A 15,900-nucleotide genomic window follows, 5' to 3' on the forward strand; every position below is an offset into this window, starting at 1 on the left:
ATGCACGATTCGGTGACGGTGTTCCATTGAGCGAATTACTCGAGAAGGGGATCCGCAGGCTGGAGTGGGCATTCACTCACATGAAGGTACTGAAGGAGATCCGAGATAGGATGACCAGAGAGGGATCTCTGGACGGACTCAGAGTGGGAATGGCTCTGCACGTGGAGGCCAAGACCGGAATGCTGGCGATCACCCTCGCGGAGGCCGGTGCCAAGATCCGCCTCGCAAGCTGCAATCCACTCTCCACTGACGATTCTGTTGCACTTGCGCTGAGAGAACACTATGGTCTCGAGGTCTACGCAAGGAAGGGTGAGACCAATGATGAATACTACAGGAATCTCAACAAGGTCATCGATCTCTCACCGGATTTCGTAGTCGATGACGGAGCGGACCTCATCACCATGCTCCATATGGACAGGACAGATGCTCTTCCAAAGGTAAAGGGAGGCAACGAAGAGACCACAACCGGAGTAATCCGACTCAGGTCCATGGCCAAAGAGAAGATCTTGCGCTTTCCCATAATCTCCGTCAACGACGCCCACATGAAATACCTCTTCGACAACAGGTATGGAACCGGACAATCGACATTTGATGGCTTCATGAACGCCACGAACCTCCTGGTGGCGGGTAAGCGTCTTGTTGTGGCCGGATACGGCTGGTGCGGTCGGGGAATAGCCATGAGGGCGAAGGGTTTGGGTGCCAACGTCATCGTCACTGAAATCGACCCAATCAGGGCGATAGAAGCGGTAATGGATGGTTTCCAGGTAATGACCATGATGGAGGCCGCCCCGCTAGCCGATATTATCATCTCCGCCACTGGGGACAAGGACATCATTCGACCCGAACACCTCGAGGTGCTCAAGGACGGATGCGTTATGGGAAATTCTGGGCATTTCGACAACGAGATCTCCAGCAGATATCTGTCCGAGCGCGCGATCTCATCCAGAAGGGCGAGGGACTTCGTGGACGAATACAGGTTCCCAGATGGCAGGAGGGCGTACCTAATAAGCGAGGGACGCCTCATGAACCTGGGCGCGGGGCAAGGTCACCCCGTGGAGATCATGGACATGAGTTTCTCAATTCAAGCCCTCTCCCTGGAGTACCTCGCCAATAACTGGGAAGGGATGGAACCTTTGGTCCATGACGTCCCAGCCGAGATCGATGACAGAGTAGCTAGGCTGAAGTTGAAGACCATGGGAATCGAGATAGACGAGCTCACCGAGGCGCAGAGGAAGTATCTCTCGGGATGGGAAGATGGGACATGACCGAACCTTACCTTACCGTATACGGCCACGTGGCCCTCGACTACATAATCTCCCTGGAGCGCTTCCCACCGATCAATACCTCAATAGATGTATTGGACAAGAGGCTCTACTATGGGGGAACGGCCGCCAACCTCGCTACCACAGCGGCCTCGCTGGGGGTTCCCACCGCCATTGTCTCCTATGTGGGGGGAGACTTCCCGCAGGACTTCGAAGATTTCATGCGATCGAAAGGGGTGCTGCTAGACGATTTGGTTGTCGTCAAAGGAGAGCAGACCCCCACGGTATGGGTGGTATCCGATGCTGTGCACGACCAGATAGCATATGTATTCCAGGGGGCTATGAAGGACATGGAGACCTACGAGATCAGGACCGACATGGCCGTAAGATCGAAGGAGGTCCATATCTACACTGGGAGACCAGGTTATTATATGCGATTGATGAGAGAGCTCTCCCAGAAAGGCATCAAAATATCCTTCGATCCCGCGCAGGAGATACACCACATCTGGTCAGAGGAGACCTTCTCCGAGGCGCTCCCGATGAGCAGTATCCTTTTCGCCAACCGAGGTGAGCTGGAAACCGCAATGCGCTATATGAGTGTGAAGGAGCCACAGGAAATGCTCACCCAAGTGGGGGTAATCATTAACACCAGGGGTTCGGAAGGCAGCGTCATCTACACCATCGAGGAGGAGATCCATGTTCCCGCCATCAAGACCAAGAAAGTGGTGGATACAACCGGAGCGGGTGACGCCTTCAGAGCAGGGTTCTATGCTGGGAGATACCGTGGGTACGACCTTCACGATTGCGCCATTCTTGGAAGTGCAACCTCCTCCTTTGCGGTGGAGTCCATGGGAGGCCTCTCGAACATACCAATATGGGAAAAGGTCCTTGAACGAGCGGAGGACATGCTAAGGTAACGACGTAAGAGAAGCCAGACCCCCAGAAACCCTCCAATGTGCCAAGAACCAACAACGAAATATTTAAGACCAATCAAGCCGTAAAGGGCCGACAGGTAGGAATATGGCAGTGGGGTTTGTCCTGATAAGTACCGCTCCGGCCAAAGAGCACGAGGTATACAATGAACTGCTCAAGGTCAAGGAGGTTGTTGAGCTCCATCCATTATTTGGGGAGTTCGATCTCATCGCCAAGATCGAAGCCGAGGACTTCAATCTTCTCGGTCAGGTCGTGGTCGATAGGATCAGGTCCATTCCCGGCGTCATAGATACAAAAACGTTGACCGGTATCAAATTCTAACGGGTGACTACAATGATGGGATTTTGGGAATTCATAACAATCGTCATTCTGGTCTTCGCATTGTTCATGGTGCTTGCGGGGGCCTTCACCGCCTATTTCGGAAGTGGGAGGAGCCGGGCTATCGGCGCAGCGCTTCTGATCATAGGCCTAGTGGTGGGAATAATCTGGGTTTATCTTGCGGGGTTCACCGATATCATCGAAGTGACTCTTGCAGATGTTATTTGGAACGCCTTCCTCTACATCCTGGCCGCAATAATCGGAGCCTTGATCGCAGTTGGCATATTCCTTGTAGCAATAATGAAATCCTGAGCTGAGCTTGAAAACTCAGCCTTTCGAAATTTTTTTATTCTATTACTCTTTGAGTGAACACTAATGCCAGACGTCCTAGTGGTTCTGGGAAGTAAAAGTGACCTCGATGTCGGCCGCAAGGCCATTGCGATTCTAGAACAATTCGATGTAGAGGCGAAGATGGTCGTTGCCTCTGCCCATCGCACGCCTGAGCGGGTCAAGGAAATGGTGGAAACCAGCTCCGCCAAGGTGTTCATTGCGATTGCAGGGCTTTCCGCTGCGTTGCCCGGAGTCATCGCCTCCACGACCCCGAGGCCTGTCATTGGGGTACCGGTCAGTGGAAAGATGAATCTCGACTCCGTTCTGTCGGTGCTGCAAATGCCCCCGGGGATTCCCGTAGCAGCCGTTGGGCTGGACCGTGGAGAGAACGCGTCACTGCTTGCGATAAGCATCCTGGCGCTTTCCGACGAGAAGCTCAACAAGAAGCTCCTCGAATACAGAGAGGAGCTGGCTGACAAGGTGATCAAGGACTCCATGGAGGTTGAGGATTCTTGATGGACCCAAAGGAATTCGTGGACGAATCGGTGGAGATACTGCGCTCCTCGATCGAGGGGAGAGCGATCATCGCCTGTTCCGGTGGCGTGGACAGCACCGTGGCCGCGGTCTTGGTCAGCAGGGCTATTGGGGACCAGTTGCTGACGATCTACGTCGACAACGGGTTGATGAGGAAGGGCGAGACGGAGAGCGTGAGCGGCATCCTCACGCGCCTAGGGGTCAACTTCAAGATTGTGAACGCTGAGGACGAGTTCCTTGAGGCGTTGAAGGGCGTGATAGACCCCGAGGAAAAGAGGAAGATCATCGGTGAGAAGTTCATCCGCGTCTTTGAAAGGGAGGCGAAGGAATACGATGCCGAATATCTTGTCCAGGGTACAATCGCTCCCGATTGGATCGAGAGCGGAGATCACGTCAGGGACACGATCAAGAGCCACCATAATGTTGGTGGGCTTCCTGAAGACATGCATCTCAAGCTTGTGGAGCCTCTCAGGGATCTCTACAAGGACGAGGTTAGGAAGGTCGCCCGATTCCTTGGCATCGATGTCTCGGAGCGGCAGCCATTCCCCGGACCAGCGCTTGCGATAAGAGTCATCGGCGAGGTTACAAAGGACTCAATAGAGATCGTGAGAGAGGCCTGTGCAATTACCGAGGAGGAGATAGAGAAAGCCGCTGCCCTGGGAGAGATGGAAATGCCCTGGCAGTACTTTGCGGCATTCCTTCCCGTGATGTCGGTGGGCGTCCATGGTGATCAAAGAGCATATGGGGGCACAGTGTCCGTTAGAGCCGTGGAGTCCATTGATGGAATGAGCGCCGCCTATTCCAAGATTCCTCACGATGTACTGGACAGAATATCCAGAAGGATCACCAACGAGATGAAGGACAGGGTGAACCGGGTGGTCTATGACATCACCAACAAGCCCCCGGCAACTATTGAGTGGGAGTGATCACAGGGCATCCAGGATGCTCTCCAATTCCGACCAGTCATCCACGTATGCATCCGGAACGATGCTATCATCCGGGAAGAAATAATTTGACTTTTTCAGCACGGCCTTCAGGCCTGAATTGTGTGCTCCCTTGATATCGGCCTGAAGGTTGTTTCCTACATACACTGCTTCTTGAGCCTCGATCCCAAGATTCTCAAGCGCAATATGGAATATTTTCGGATTGGGCTTCCTCAATCCAACGTCGGTCGAGAAAACCAGATTGTCAAAGTAAACATCCAGTTTGAAGAATGCCATGTCTCTTTTGGGGAAGTATGATGGCAGCCCCCATGCCACGTCCGAGATGAGGCCCACCCTGTATCCATTCTCTTTGATGTTATGGAGCATCTCCAAGGTGCCGGGAATGAGCTTCCTGTGTTCCAGGAGTGCACCGTAGAAGATCTCGAGCCCCTTTTGGATCACTTCCTCGTCAAAGGGAAGCCCGAACTGTTTCAGGCGCTCACCCAGGAAGGTGTAAAGCGGAATTTCGATCATCTCCACTCTCCGCCTTCTCCTGGCATTATCCAGTTCATGGACCAGGGTCTTCGCGAACACACTCCTGTCTGGTAGCTCATCCGCATTCTCTGAGATCACACTGTAAAAATCAGAGATCGCACGGTTCTCGGGCACTCTCCAATCGACGTAATAGTCGATGAGCGTGTGACCAAGGTCGAAAACGATCGCCTTCATCCTAAATATGGATGCTGGCAACCGTCTTTAACCTTTTGATTGACCTGAATGTCAACATACTAAGTGAAATCCTTAATACAGGCCTCCGCCTTTTCACCCGTAATGAAGGTCTTTGTCGTGGATAACGGTGGCCAGTGGACCCACAGGGAGTGGAGGGTGCTCAGGTATCTGAAGGTGGACACCAAGATAGTTCCTAACGACACGCCCTTTGAGGAGATCGAAGACGTTGATGGCTTGGTTCTCTCCGGAGGGGCTCCTCGGGTCGCCATGGATACAGCAAGGATGGGCAGGAACGGCGAATACCTGGACAGGGCAGATTTCCCCATATTGGGAATCTGCGCGGGACTCCATTTCATGGCAGGCCACTTCGGTGGGAGCACGGGACCCGCCAAGGTTCCAGAGTACGGTAAGACCACCCTTTTTGTCGACGAGGAGGATGACCTGTTTCTAGGCCTCCCGCGGGAGTTCACCGTATGGGAGAGTCACAACGACGAGGTGAAGGAGCTTCCATTGGATTTCGAGGTACTGGCCCACTCTGACAGCTGCTCAATCCAGGCAGTGAAGATGCATTCCAGGCCCATTTATGGGCTACAGTTCCATCCGGAGGTCGAGAACACCGAGCACGGCTACGAGATCTTCAAGAACTTCCTGAGGGTCGTCGAGGAATGGCACAGTTGAGCGAGCAGGACAGGGCGTTCTTGAAGGAGGCGCTGAACATCTGGCGCAGGAAGGATTCTTTCGAGTCAGCCTTGTCAAGGGCCGTCAAGAGTAAGGGCGGGTCCTTCGAAGACTACATCCGCCTGATATCCGACCTTCGGGATGAATCACGAAGCGGTGAGAAGGAGATCCATGAGGCTGCCAGGCATCTACTTGGACCAGAGGAAGATTGATAGTGAAATCGCGATCAGACAGATGATTGCGATGACCACCGCCCACAAAGCCATCCTCCGATCGGAACCGAAAACTATGGGAATGGGTCCTACAAGAACGACTCCTCCGAACCGGTTTTCCCGTTTTTTCTCCCCCTCCCAGGGCTGAACCTCCCTCACAGAAATTCCATCATTGGGAACATCATGACTCATCATGAAGGACAGGAAGAGCAACATTATTCCGAAGAATAGCAGAATTCCGCCCAGGGCCGGTATCAACCCCCTACCAGCGATCACGGGGATGATGAATATTATCGTCAACTCGAGGTCCCCGCTTATCGCTGCAAAGATCAGGAGCAAAGCCGATGACGCGATCAGGATCAAACCAGATGCCCTGACCAGCATTCTAGACATCATTCAACGGGTGACTGATGCATAGAAGCATATAGTATCTTGCCTGGTTTAGCCATCTACGGATAATTCTGTCGACATCCTCCCACTTGCCATTATCATCACAGTCGAAAGCCCAGAAGGATCTGGTGTGTTCGTTCTCCCCTCCGATCAGACCAATCGAAGTAAGGAAAACGAGCATCCCGAAGATGAATATGAACATTCCCGGAAAGAATGACAGAAAGACCAGGATCCCAAGCCCTATGATGCCCAATGCCAATGAAAGGATTCCAGGCATTCTCCGCAATCTCTGATCCTTGCGGTCACTCAATTGTCAACCCCCCATTGACCATTCTTTAATGCCTTATTAATATCTTATACGCCCCAATCTTTTTATTTCCAGAGCCTGATTTGGGCCTGGGTGCACCTTTGACCTCCTTGAAGCGAGTTATCTCAGAGATACTTTTCTCCAGAGATTTCGAGGTCTGGGAAGAGGACAATCACCTCTTCGGAACGAAGGGGGACGTCAATGTTGTATTCTGCATTCTACCCGAGTACGACAGGGAGGCGGCAGGTCGTTTTCTGGACGAGTACGAGGAGTTCGAGGGGATCAAGATAATCGCCACCCTGGATAATATGCCCAAGGGAGCCGCTGAGGAAAAGATCTTCATCTGGGATAGGGAAGCGATCGAACACGAGATCGGCCGGACCCGGGTAGAGAAGATACTGGGTGAGGAGGATCACGGTCTCCTGGACGAGATATCCGCCGATGATTATCCTCAGATGGTCTCTCAAGAAGAACTCGAACTAATGGATGTCGCGGAAGTGGGGGAGAGGATCATTCGCCCGGTCATCGATATTGACGATATCAAGGAGATCTCTCGTCAGACCGTAGGAGGTTTCAGGCACAGGCTGGAACTGGTCCCTCACTATGTTTTCGAGTACAGATGCAGACTGGATGTCAACGGTGAGGAGATGGTCTCGAAGAGCGGAATGCTGGCCGTGAACGCGCTGACCCGAAAGGTCGATGTCTGGAAGGAGGAGTTTGATACGGTGTACGGCATCGAATTGAACCACCGACGCCTTGAGCCAATGATCGACATCGACGAGGCCCGGGAGTCTGTCCAGGAGGAGGTAATCCATCTCCATACCTACGAGAAGGAGCTCATCAAGGACGATGGGAAGGTCACGGTCATGGAGAAGAAGGTGCTCTCTCCTAGTCCTGAGGACGTTGTTCTTGCTGGAAAGGGTTTGTTCTACCTTCCCGTATGGTGCATCGAAGGCGTCCACGGGGTCATGATAATCAACGCCGGAACAGGAAAGATAATCAGCGAGGACTACTACAGAGGAGCATGATCCCTCACATCAAATCAATCAACTGATTCCAGACGAGCCCTAATGTCGACCCAATGGGTGCCTTTCCAGTAGACCTTGCCGCATCGCATGCACCGAAAGAACTCATCATTGTTCTTCAACGCGCCTTCTGGAACCAGTTCCTCTGCTTCCTTGGGAGAGAGAGTCTCCAGCTCCCCGTTGCACATGGTGCACCTGGTCAGGGACTCATCGAGGGTCAGCCCCAGCAATTTCGATACCTGCTTGAGCTGCCCCATGACATCGTCATCCTCGATGAACAGCCCCCCGTCGCCCGCCCTGAAGGCCAGTTCCTTGTCCCGGGTGAGAAGGAAGCGCCCCTCCTCCCAGGCGGTATTCACGATCTCCGTATCGCTCTGATCTCTGTGATAGATGGTGTCGTACCCCATAATGCGCAGCCATCTGGCCAAGGATCCTAACATCTCATCGACTGAGAACTTGGGTCTATCCGCCATCGTTGCAGACCTCGTATTCTAATAGAACTCCATCACCCAGAGGCACCCACTCGATGAGTTTCAGTTTCAATGCCTCTTGGTCATCGAATCCCTCTCCGTCCACGGGGGTAGGTGCGGTTCTCCCGCCCATGATCCTGCTGCCTACGAAGACGGAGTAATGGTCCACCAATCCGCTTTTGAAGAATGACCAGAGAACCTCTCCCCCTCCCTCCACCAGCAAGGTTCTTACACCAATCTCATGTAGCTTCATGAGTAGAAGGTCGAGATCTACCCTGTCCTTTCCTATGCGCAGGACCTCCGCATTTCGCCAGACCTTGTCGCAGTCCTCGACGGTGGCAATTATGGTTCTTGCCTGGGCATCCAGCACCCGGGCGTTTTCGGGTGTGCGTCCCCTGGAGTCAAGAACAACTCTGATGGGGTTCTTTTTCAAGGTGGAGCCCTTCACGGTAAGATGCGGGTCGTCGGAGAGCACGGTGCCTATCCCCACCAGGATGGCATCGACCTCCTTTCTCAATTCCTTCACCCGGGCAAGGTCCTCGGGTGAGGAAATGGTCACCTGCTTCCTTCTCCTCCCTGCCAGCTTCCCATCGGCGGTCATTGCACAGTTGACTGTGACGTGGGGTCTCATCGCCGGAATGATGCGGGCGAGGTGAGATAAAGGTTTGGAAGGAGGCACCAATGGTTAAGTAATCTAAATTGAGATTAGGATGCGATGAATGGCATTGATATCATCCCCATCAAGCAAATGGACGTCAAAGGAGCATATGTCATTGACGGCTTCCCAAGCGTCGGCCTAGTAGGGTCGATTGCCGCGAATTATCTGGTCAGCTTCCTTGAGCTGGACCTAATCGGCGTCCTTGATTCCATGACCTTTCCAGCAATGTCCCTGGTCCGAGAAGGAATTCCATACAGCCCAGTACGCATTTACGGAGGGAAAATTGGAGAGGGAGGACAGGATAAGATAGTAGTCTTTGTCTCTGAATTCCAGCCTCCACCTGAGATCATTAAGCCCCTTGCTACCACCCTCATGGATTGGGTTGAGGTGAACAAGTGCAGAATGGTGATATCCCCCGAAGGAATGATCCTGCCCCAGGGTAAGAACGAGGATCCAGGTTCGATCTCAGATAATATCTTCGGGATTGGATCGACGCAACAGATGACCGACCTGCTCAAGGAGCACGACATCCCCCTGTTTGAGACAGGCATCATAATGGGTCTGGCAGGTGTACTGTTGAACGAGGGGGTAAACCGGGACATCGGTGTGGTGACCATTCTGTCATGGGCTCATGCGGAATACCCTGACGCCAGGGCTGCGGCCGCCTGCATATCCGCCATCGACAAGATACTGCTCCAGGTTGAGTTGGACATCAAGCCCCTGATAACCGAGGCGGAGGTCATCGAGAAACACTTGAAGCAGCTCTACAAGACCGCGGGCAAGGAACAGGAGATCCCCAAGAGCAAGTCCATTATGTATAGCTAGGATTCACCCTGACCTCGAAGTCTTCATCTCTCCTTCTGATGAGGATCTCGACATCCAGGAATTCTGGAAGGAGGGCAGCCACGCTATACAGATGCTGGCTGGCTTCTCTTACCAGGAACCTTGAAGGTCCTTCCGCTAAAGCCAAGTAAGGGAGGAGTTGATCTGCCGCGTGGATATCCAGAGTCCCAGGACCTTCCATCTCGCAAATGAGGTCCTTTGCGGCCTGCTCCCCTACCTTCTCCGACGACAGTCCTCTCTCTCCTAGTGAATCTGCTCCCAGGATGGTCTTCTCATACCTTGCGAAGAGACAGATCCCCGTTCCGGTTGAGGGGCCGTCACTCCGGTCACAGTAGATCCTCAAATCCCTGCCCAAGAACGTCTTCTTGGCCGTGTGAGAAATTCTCTTGCAAATATGGTCTGGGAGATTCTGTGAGAAGCACACACCTTCCAATGTGATCAACTCTCCCCTTTGACGGAGGTCAACGGGTGCAAGCCTCTCTGTAGCGTTGACATGGACAGTGGCTGTCCCCCCGCCCTGAGGGTAGAATCCCCTTTTCCCGATATCGATGTTGATTCTCGCGCCCATTTTACTCAGCATGGGAAAGAGAAGCTTCTCGAGATAGTCCACGGGAGGGGACCACTTCACGTTGGTTCCACCGTTGATCGTTATCCGAGATTCCTGATTCGAAGCTATCACGGGTAGGAGATAGGCCTGAAGTACCAGAGTGATGCTACCGGCAGTTCCCACATCCAGGCTGAGATCGCCAGATCGGACCTTACCAGGTTTGAATACGATCTCCGTGGAGCCCTTCAGGTCCCCCGAAAGTTCCGCATTGCAGAGTTGGGCCACACCTCTTATTCCAGCGATGTGCTGTGCCGCCAGCCCAGGCTTCGGCCTTCCCGCTCTGATGTTGGACACCCTGCACTCCAATCCGGTTAGGGCTGAGAGTGCGACGGCCATCCTAAGTATCTGACCTCCCCCTTCGCCCATGGAGCCATCGACATCAATCATAATTACACCTCAGAGCAAGGACACCCTCATGACGGCTCGGCCCTCGCAGCCCTTCTCTTGGCAATCTTCCACAGCTCGTTGATTACGAAGGCACTTAGGGCGATCGGTATTGTAATGAGCCACTCTGTCAACCCTATGGGCTCGGTCCTGAATACCTCGTTCAGGAATGGCAAGTAGACCACCAGAAGCTGCAGCGAGATCGATGCAATGACCGCATAGATAAGCTTCATGTTGGAGCGGATCCCGAGGTTGAAGAGAGTTCTCCTTTCGGAACGGGCGGAGAACACATAGAACAGCTGGAATAGTACCAGTGTGCAGAAGGCAACCGTACGTGCTCGGGCGATGCTCCCAGTATCGCTGTATTCTATCCAGAATGCAAAGAGGGTACCGATGGCCATTATCAAACCTATGATCACGATGCGGTAGGCCATGGCCCTGGTTATGGGCGGTTCATCGGGGTCCCTGGGAGATCTTTCCATGACATCGGGGTCGGTGGGTTCAACCCCAAGGGCTAGAGCCGGAAGGCCGTCTGTCACCAAGTTGATCCATAGTATCTGGATAGGAAGCAAGAAGGGAAGCATCTCAGGGTCTACGAAGATCAAGGTGGCTATGAACATTGTCGCCACCTCACCTGCGTTGCAGGAGAGAAGGAAGGACACGAACTTCTTTATGTTATCGTAGATGCCCCTCCCCTCCTCGGTAGCGCTGACGATAGAGGCGAAGTTGTCATCCACGAGTATCATTTCCGACGCCTCCTTGGACACGTCTGTTCCAGTGATCCCCATGGCGACCCCTATGTCCGCCTTCTTGAGCGCCGGAGCGTCGTTCACGCCGTCGCCGGTCATGGCAACGATCTCCCCGTTGTTCTTGAGAGCGTCGACGATCTTCACCTTGTGTTCTGGCGCGACACGGGCGTACACGTTGACTTCCTTCACTCTTTCCGCCAGGTCCTCCAAGCTTATCTCTTCCAGCTCCCTGCCAGTCATCACTGGAGCATCATCCCTGGTGTCAATCCCCATCTCCATAGCGATTGCTTTTGCCGTTAGGGCGTGGTCCCCGGTGATCATCTTGACCTGGATACCGGCCTTCTTGCTCACCTTGATGGCTTCGATGGCCTCGATGCGGGGCGAGTCGATCATGCCCACCAGGCCTAGGAACACGAGCTCCCTCTCTAGCGAATCCTCTGAAAGCTCATCATCGTCGACTTCCCTCATTGCCAGGGCTAGTACCCTGAGGGCTCTGGAAGCCATCTCAGAGTCCTTGTTCTTGATGGCCAGGCGCTTGCTTCCATCAAGTGGAACGATCGTCCCTTCAATGCAGACGCGGTCGCACAGGGATAGAACGCTCTCGGCGGCACCCTTACAGAATGCGTACTGTTTCTCGCCAAACTGGTTGACGGTGGTCATTCTTTTCTTAGTGGAATCAAAAGGAATCTCGAACATCCTGGGATGGTCATCTCTGAATTGGTCCTCTTCGATTCCAGCCTTTCTGGCGGTGACTATGAGCGTTCCCTCGGTGGTATCCCCACCGATTCGCCATTTTCCATTGTTATCGATGAGTGTCGCGTCGTTGCAGAGGATGCCCGCGTTCAGCAGCCACTTCAACCTCCCATTATTCAGAGGGTCGACGCTCCTGCCGTCCATGGTGAACTCGCCCACTGGATTGAAACCCTCTCCGCTGACGAAGACAGTCTCTCCAACGAATATCTCCCTGATATTCATCTCGCCCTTCGTCAGAGTGCCGGTCTTGTCGGTGCATATCACGGTAGCGCTTCCCAGGGACTCGACCGCTGGGAGTCTCCGTATGACGGCATTCTTCTTGACCATCCTCTGAAGCCCGAGCGCAAGTGAGATGGTTACCACTGCGGGTAAGCCCTCTGGAATGGCCGCTACTGCGAGGCTGACAGATGTCAGGAACATGCTGACGATGTCGACCTTCTGGATGAGTCCCACTATGAAGATGAACACTGAGATTAAGAGGACGGCGATCCCGAGCTGCTTTCCAAGAACCTTCAGCTTCTTCTGCAGTGGGGTCTGCTCCGGCTCGGTCTGTATCAATCCTGCGATCCTTCCCAAGGCCGTGTTCATGCCTGTGCTGGTGACTACTGCTCGCCCTCTACCGTACTCGATGACGCAGCCAGAGAACACCATGTTGGTCTTCTCGCCTAGGTACACATCCTTCTCTAGGACCGCTTCCGCGTTCTTGCGTATGGCAATCGATTCACCTGTTAGCGAAGCCTCGTTCACCTTCAGGTTTATGGCCTCAAGGAGTCTGGCGTCGGCGGAGATCTTGTCACCGGTTGCCAGCATGATTATGTCTCCGGGAACCAGATCCCTCGAGGGTATCTCGATTTCGATGCCGTTCCTTATCACCTTGGCCCTTGGGGCCGCAAGCTCCTTCAGAGCCTGCATGGTCTTTTCAGCCTTGTATTCCTGAACGAAACCAAGTATGGCGTTCAGGAAGACGATGACCATGATCACCGCTGCGTCGAACCACTCCTCCACTGTACCCTGCACGGCGGCTATGGCCGCCGAGATCAATGCAGCGATAATAAGAATGATTACCAGGACCTCTTTGAACTGCTGCAGGAATAACCTGAGGGGGGATGTTCCCTTAGTCTCCACTAACTCATTGGGGCCGTACTCATCCAGTCTTTGGTTGGCCGCTTCATCCGAGAGCCCTTTCCCAGATGTCCCCAACAGCTTGAGGGTTTCCTCATTGGGTATCGAGTGCCATTCCTTGTCCATTGATGGGTAGACATAGAAGAGCTGTTGAAAAGCCTTTTCCATGTTCAGGAGGAGATCCTGTCCCACTGCAGATTTGATACACTTTCTCATATTGCAATTGCGATATCTCTGTCCAAGGTTTCCCCAGTCGTGCAATGCTCGAGAAAAGCTTTTTGTATGCTCTGGAAATCACAACGTCTGCGGGATGCACCAGGCCACCATGCTTGCGGATGGGATGTGAAAACGCTCTCGACAGGCTGAGCCATCAACGGCCCTCATTAAGAACTGGAGTCAGTCATCCAGATAATGCATAATTAGGAAGGCAGCTCAGCCCAGCGTCGCAGAGCTCGAATTCACACGACATCGCCGTCCAGTGTCGAGAGGAGAACATGCTTACCGGCGACAATGTGATGTTCCAGGTAGGATTGATAATGCTCATCGCCTTCATCGGGGCAGGTCTAGCCCGGCGTAGCCGTCAGAGCGTGATTCTCGGGTACATAATGGCGGGCATCCTCATAGGGCCCTACATGCACATCGAGATGGGCGATTTCGTTTACGATGGTCTGCTTCAAGACACGAGTTTCATAGAGGCAATGTCCCAGCTTGGCCTGATCCTGCTGCTGTTCTTTGTTGGCCTCGAGTTCTCATTCAGCAAGCTCAAGAAGACCAAAGCCCCAGCCACCATTCTCGCTGTCATCAACCTGGGCATCAACATGTTCGCGGGGATCATACTGGGTACGCTTCTGGGTTGGCCCATTGTCGATACCATCTTCCTCGCCGGCGTCATCGCAATGAGCAGCTGTGCCATAACCGCCAAGTCTCTGATAGAGCTCGAGCGCCTTGCCAACCCTGAGACCGAGTTCCTATTAGGAATGGTCATCGTAGAGAATTTCCTAGCCATGGTGCTACTCACGATCGTAGGTGGTCTGGTGGTCAAAACTGGCGCGACGCCCCTCTCACTTTCCACGTTAGCCCTGGGCATACTGGTCTTCTACATTTTCTTCATCATACTCGCGATATGGATAATTCCGCGGACCGTCAAGCAGCTCAAGAAGATAAAGAGCGATGAGATGTTCGTCCTCTTCGCCCTAGGAATCGTTTTCCTGTCCGCAGCGTTAGCCGAGATATCAAATGTTCCAGCGATCATAGGGGCGTTCTTCATAGGCATGGTCTTCGCCGAAACTCAGGTATCCGAGCGCTTTGAGCAGAAGATATCACCATTCAGGGATGCCTTTGTTGCTGTATTCTTCGTCTCATTTGGGATGCTCATAGATCCCGCCATGTTCCCGAGTGTGATATGGATAGTGGTCATCGCGGTTCCCCTTGTCATCATAAATGATATACTTATCACCGCAGCACTGGCATACTTCCTCGGCTTTTCGGCAAAGGGGGCGGTCTCGATGGGGACCTCTCTCTGTGGAAGGGGAGCGGAATCAGTCATGTACGCAAGCGTAGGAAGCAGGGCGGTGGGTACCACGAAGGGTGCAGAGCTGTTCCCCTTCGCAGGAGCCTTTTGCTTCATCATGAGTGCAATTACCCCCCTTCTTATGAGAAACAGCGTGACGATCACCGAGGGTATAGCCAAGAGGCTACCATATTATATGAAGTACAGCGGAGCGGTCATTGCCCGCACCCTCAGCAAGTTGGTTATGCCGGCCAAACTGCGTCTATATCATAGACCCAGGCATCTAGGCTTCGCCCTTATCCTCTACTTCCTTGTAATGACTGTGCTGATAGCGACAACGGGCCCAGTCCACCTAATTGTATTTGGCATAGGCATAGGTCTTACCTTGTTGATCTGGGGTGTAATCGATAGAGAGCTTTTCCCAGTTGTGCAGCACACTAATTATACCAATCTAGGTGTGGGTCCCGGAACCAGAGCGAAGGTCGCCCACTTCGTCTCAACATTCGTCTTCATCAGTCTTCTTACCATTATTTGTATGGCCTTATTCTATGTCTACAGTCCATTTTTGGCTTTAATCGTGGTCCTATTGTACCTGATTGGGGTGATTCGATTGATGAAACAACATTATCTTGGAACTAGTAGACCGATCCAATCTCCGGGAAAAGTGGTTCCAGAACCCCAATTTCCCTGGGAGAAACCGGTCGCTCCATCGAGAATCAAGAGAAAGGACCGTGGAAAGTGGATGTGAGTGCTCTCGAAAGGCTCTCTCCACTTTTTTAGAAAACAGGTATTAAAATATGATAGATTGACACGTCCTCAGTTTTACTAATTTAGGTAATAAGTTTGAAACCCGATTATCGCTGCACATCCATGAGAACAAAATATTTGAAAATAATATACATAGAATTGTATTAACACAGTTGAATATGATTTTGTTATTTTGTTTCATCAGAACAATTGTTACAATTTATCGATTGTTTAACAATCTTAACAGGTGTTATAGGTGGTATTAATTTAATATTTGTTAATATTAAGAGCTAATCATATGTGCATTAACACCATATATTTTAAGGCCGTTAATCATATGTTGACACTAGAGTACTGCGTTATTTTTCTTTTACCACCCTATAACCGGTAATAAATAGTTACAGTTTCATGTAACA

At 52.5% G+C, this 15,900-nt stretch carries 18 protein-coding genes; 11 read left to right on the forward strand and 7 right to left on the reverse strand.

Annotated features, from left to right (window positions below):
- Positions 1–26: 26 nt before the first annotated feature.
- From GKC03_03705 to guaA, 6 genes are all read left to right on the forward strand, one after another.
- Positions 27–1,265: an adenosylhomocysteinase gene (locus GKC03_03705; protein ID NYT11641.1), complete on the forward strand. Its 1,239-nt coding sequence runs from the start codon at positions 27–29 to the stop codon at positions 1,263–1,265.
- Entirely contained in the window at positions 1,247–2,179 is a 933-nt protein-coding gene (locus GKC03_03710) for a carbohydrate kinase family protein (GenBank protein NYT11642.1), read from the forward strand. Before GKC03_03705 ends, GKC03_03710 begins: the two co-directional genes overlap by 19 nt.
- 103 nt (positions 2,180–2,282) lie before the next feature.
- On the forward strand, positions 2,283–2,516 hold the full coding sequence (locus GKC03_03715; GenBank protein ID NYT11643.1) for an Lrp/AsnC family transcriptional regulator: 234 nt from the start codon (positions 2,283–2,285) through the stop codon (positions 2,514–2,516).
- Between the two features lie 12 nt (positions 2,517–2,528).
- Entirely contained in the window at positions 2,529–2,825 is a 297-nt protein-coding gene (locus GKC03_03720) for a hypothetical protein (protein ID NYT11644.1), read from the forward strand.
- A gap of 63 nt (positions 2,826–2,888) precedes the next feature.
- The gene (purE, locus tag GKC03_03725; GenBank protein ID NYT11645.1) at positions 2,889–3,359 is read left to right on the forward strand and encodes a 5-(carboxyamino)imidazole ribonucleotide mutase; all 471 of its coding nucleotides are present in this window, start codon (positions 2,889–2,891) and stop codon (positions 3,357–3,359) included.
- Entirely contained in the window at positions 3,356–4,303 is a 948-nt protein-coding gene (gene guaA, locus GKC03_03730) for a glutamine-hydrolyzing GMP synthase subunit GuaA (protein ID NYT11646.1), read from the forward strand. Before purE ends, guaA begins: the two co-directional genes overlap by 4 nt.
- On the opposite strand, the gene GKC03_03735 is transcribed toward guaA, so the two are convergent.
- Positions 4,304–5,029, reverse strand: coding sequence for an HAD family hydrolase (locus tag GKC03_03735; GenBank protein ID NYT11647.1), 726 nt, complete (start codon positions 5,027–5,029; stop codon positions 4,304–4,306). It abuts the gene before it with no gap.
- A gap of 102 nt (positions 5,030–5,131) precedes the next feature.
- On the opposite strand from GKC03_03735, the gene GKC03_03740 reads away from it, so the two are divergent.
- Entirely contained in the window at positions 5,132–5,707 is a 576-nt protein-coding gene (locus GKC03_03740; protein ID NYT11648.1) for a GMP synthase subunit A, read from the forward strand.
- Complete coding sequence (locus GKC03_03745; GenBank protein ID NYT11649.1) at positions 5,695–5,919, forward strand: hypothetical protein; 225 nt, start codon at positions 5,695–5,697, stop codon at positions 5,917–5,919. Before GKC03_03740 ends, GKC03_03745 begins: the two co-directional genes overlap by 13 nt.
- Here GKC03_03745 and GKC03_03750 read toward each other — a convergent pair.
- Both GKC03_03750 and GKC03_03755 read right to left on the reverse strand, forming a co-directional pair.
- Positions 5,896–6,315 carry a DUF131 domain-containing protein gene (locus GKC03_03750; protein ID NYT11650.1) on the reverse strand — a complete coding sequence of 140 codons (420 nt, stop codon included), beginning with the start codon at positions 6,313–6,315 and terminating at the stop codon, positions 5,896–5,898. The genes GKC03_03745 and GKC03_03750 overlap by 24 nt on opposite strands.
- On the reverse strand, positions 6,305–6,619 hold the full coding sequence (locus tag GKC03_03755) for a hypothetical protein (GenBank protein NYT11651.1): 315 nt from the start codon (positions 6,617–6,619) through the stop codon (positions 6,305–6,307). Before GKC03_03755 ends, GKC03_03750 begins: the two co-directional genes overlap by 11 nt.
- Before the next feature lie 98 nt (positions 6,620–6,717).
- Between GKC03_03755 and GKC03_03760 the strand changes: the two genes are divergently transcribed.
- A complete protein-coding gene (locus GKC03_03760; protein ID NYT11652.1) occupies positions 6,718–7,644 on the forward strand; it encodes a hypothetical protein in 927 nt (308 codons plus the stop codon).
- A gap of 14 nt (positions 7,645–7,658) precedes the next feature.
- Here GKC03_03760 and GKC03_03765 read toward each other — a convergent pair whose 3' ends face one another.
- A complete protein-coding gene (locus GKC03_03765; GenBank protein NYT11653.1) occupies positions 7,659–8,114 on the reverse strand; it encodes a hypothetical protein in 456 nt (151 codons plus the stop codon).
- Entirely contained in the window at positions 8,104–8,742 is a 639-nt protein-coding gene (locus GKC03_03770) for a 2,5-diamino-6-(ribosylamino)-4(3H)-pyrimidinone 5'-phosphate reductase (GenBank protein ID NYT11654.1), read from the reverse strand. Before GKC03_03770 ends, GKC03_03765 begins: the two co-directional genes overlap by 11 nt.
- Before the next feature lie 84 nt (positions 8,743–8,826).
- Between GKC03_03770 and GKC03_03775 the strand changes: the two genes are divergently transcribed.
- The gene (locus GKC03_03775) at positions 8,827–9,594 is read left to right on the forward strand and encodes a proteasome assembly chaperone family protein (protein NYT11655.1); all 768 of its coding nucleotides are present in this window, start codon (positions 8,827–8,829) and stop codon (positions 9,592–9,594) included.
- Here the strand turns inward: GKC03_03775 and GKC03_03780 are convergent.
- Both GKC03_03780 and GKC03_03785 read right to left on the reverse strand, forming a co-directional pair.
- Entirely contained in the window at positions 9,581–10,606 is a 1,026-nt protein-coding gene (locus GKC03_03780; GenBank protein ID NYT11656.1) for an RNA 3'-terminal phosphate cyclase, read from the reverse strand. The genes GKC03_03775 and GKC03_03780 overlap by 14 nt on opposite strands.
- A gap of 26 nt (positions 10,607–10,632) precedes the next feature.
- On the reverse strand, positions 10,633–13,353 hold the full coding sequence (locus GKC03_03785; protein ID NYT11657.1) for an HAD-IC family P-type ATPase: 2,721 nt from the start codon (positions 13,351–13,353) through the stop codon (positions 10,633–10,635).
- A gap of 368 nt (positions 13,354–13,721) precedes the next feature.
- Here GKC03_03785 and GKC03_03790 point away from each other — a divergent pair, with 368 nt between their 5' ends.
- Positions 13,722–15,485, forward strand: coding sequence for a cation:proton antiporter (locus GKC03_03790; GenBank protein NYT11658.1), 1,764 nt, complete (start codon positions 13,722–13,724; stop codon positions 15,483–15,485).
- Positions 15,486–15,900 lie beyond the last annotated feature (415 nt).

The sequence above is a fragment of the Methanomassiliicoccales archaeon genome (genome assembly GCA_013415695.1).
In the GTDB taxonomy this organism is placed as follows: domain Archaea; phylum Thermoplasmatota; class Thermoplasmata; order Methanomassiliicoccales; family JAAEEP01; genus JAAEEP01.

Bases quoted from the DNA above. Each gene is read 5' to 3' on its own strand.
- GKC03_03735 (NYT11647.1), bottom strand. From the start codon at position 5,029: ATGAAGGCGATCGTTTTCGACCTTGGTCACACGCTCATCGACTATTAC.
- GKC03_03740 (NYT11648.1), top strand. From the start codon at position 5,132: ATGAAGGTCTTTGTCGTGGATAACGGTGGCCAGTGGACCCACAGGGAG.
- GKC03_03780 (NYT11656.1), bottom strand. From the start codon at position 10,606: ATGATTGATGTCGATGGCTCCATGGGCGAAGGGGGAGGTCAGATACTT.
- GKC03_03750 (NYT11650.1), bottom strand. From the start codon at position 6,315: ATGATGTCTAGAATGCTGGTCAGGGCATCTGGTTTGATCCTGATCGCG.
- GKC03_03720 (NYT11644.1), top strand. From the start codon at position 2,529: ATGATGGGATTTTGGGAATTCATAACAATCGTCATTCTGGTCTTCGCA.
- GKC03_03765 (NYT11653.1), bottom strand. From the start codon at position 8,114: ATGGCGGATAGACCCAAGTTCTCAGTCGATGAGATGTTAGGATCCTTG.
- GKC03_03710 (NYT11642.1), top strand. From the start codon at position 1,247: ATGGGAAGATGGGACATGACCGAACCTTACCTTACCGTATACGGCCAC.
- GKC03_03745 (NYT11649.1), top strand. From the start codon at position 5,695: ATGGCACAGTTGAGCGAGCAGGACAGGGCGTTCTTGAAGGAGGCGCTG.
- GKC03_03785 (NYT11657.1), bottom strand. From the start codon at position 13,353: ATGGACAAGGAATGGCACTCGATACCCAATGAGGAAACCCTCAAGCTG.
- GKC03_03770 (NYT11654.1), bottom strand. From the start codon at position 8,742: ATGAGACCCCACGTCACAGTCAACTGTGCAATGACCGCCGATGGGAAG.
- GKC03_03790 (NYT11658.1), top strand. From the start codon at position 13,722: ATGCTTACCGGCGACAATGTGATGTTCCAGGTAGGATTGATAATGCTC.
- GKC03_03715 (NYT11643.1), top strand. From the start codon at position 2,283: ATGGCAGTGGGGTTTGTCCTGATAAGTACCGCTCCGGCCAAAGAGCAC.
- GKC03_03775 (NYT11655.1), top strand. From the start codon at position 8,827: ATGAATGGCATTGATATCATCCCCATCAAGCAAATGGACGTCAAAGGA.
- purE (NYT11645.1), top strand. From the start codon at position 2,889: ATGCCAGACGTCCTAGTGGTTCTGGGAAGTAAAAGTGACCTCGATGTC.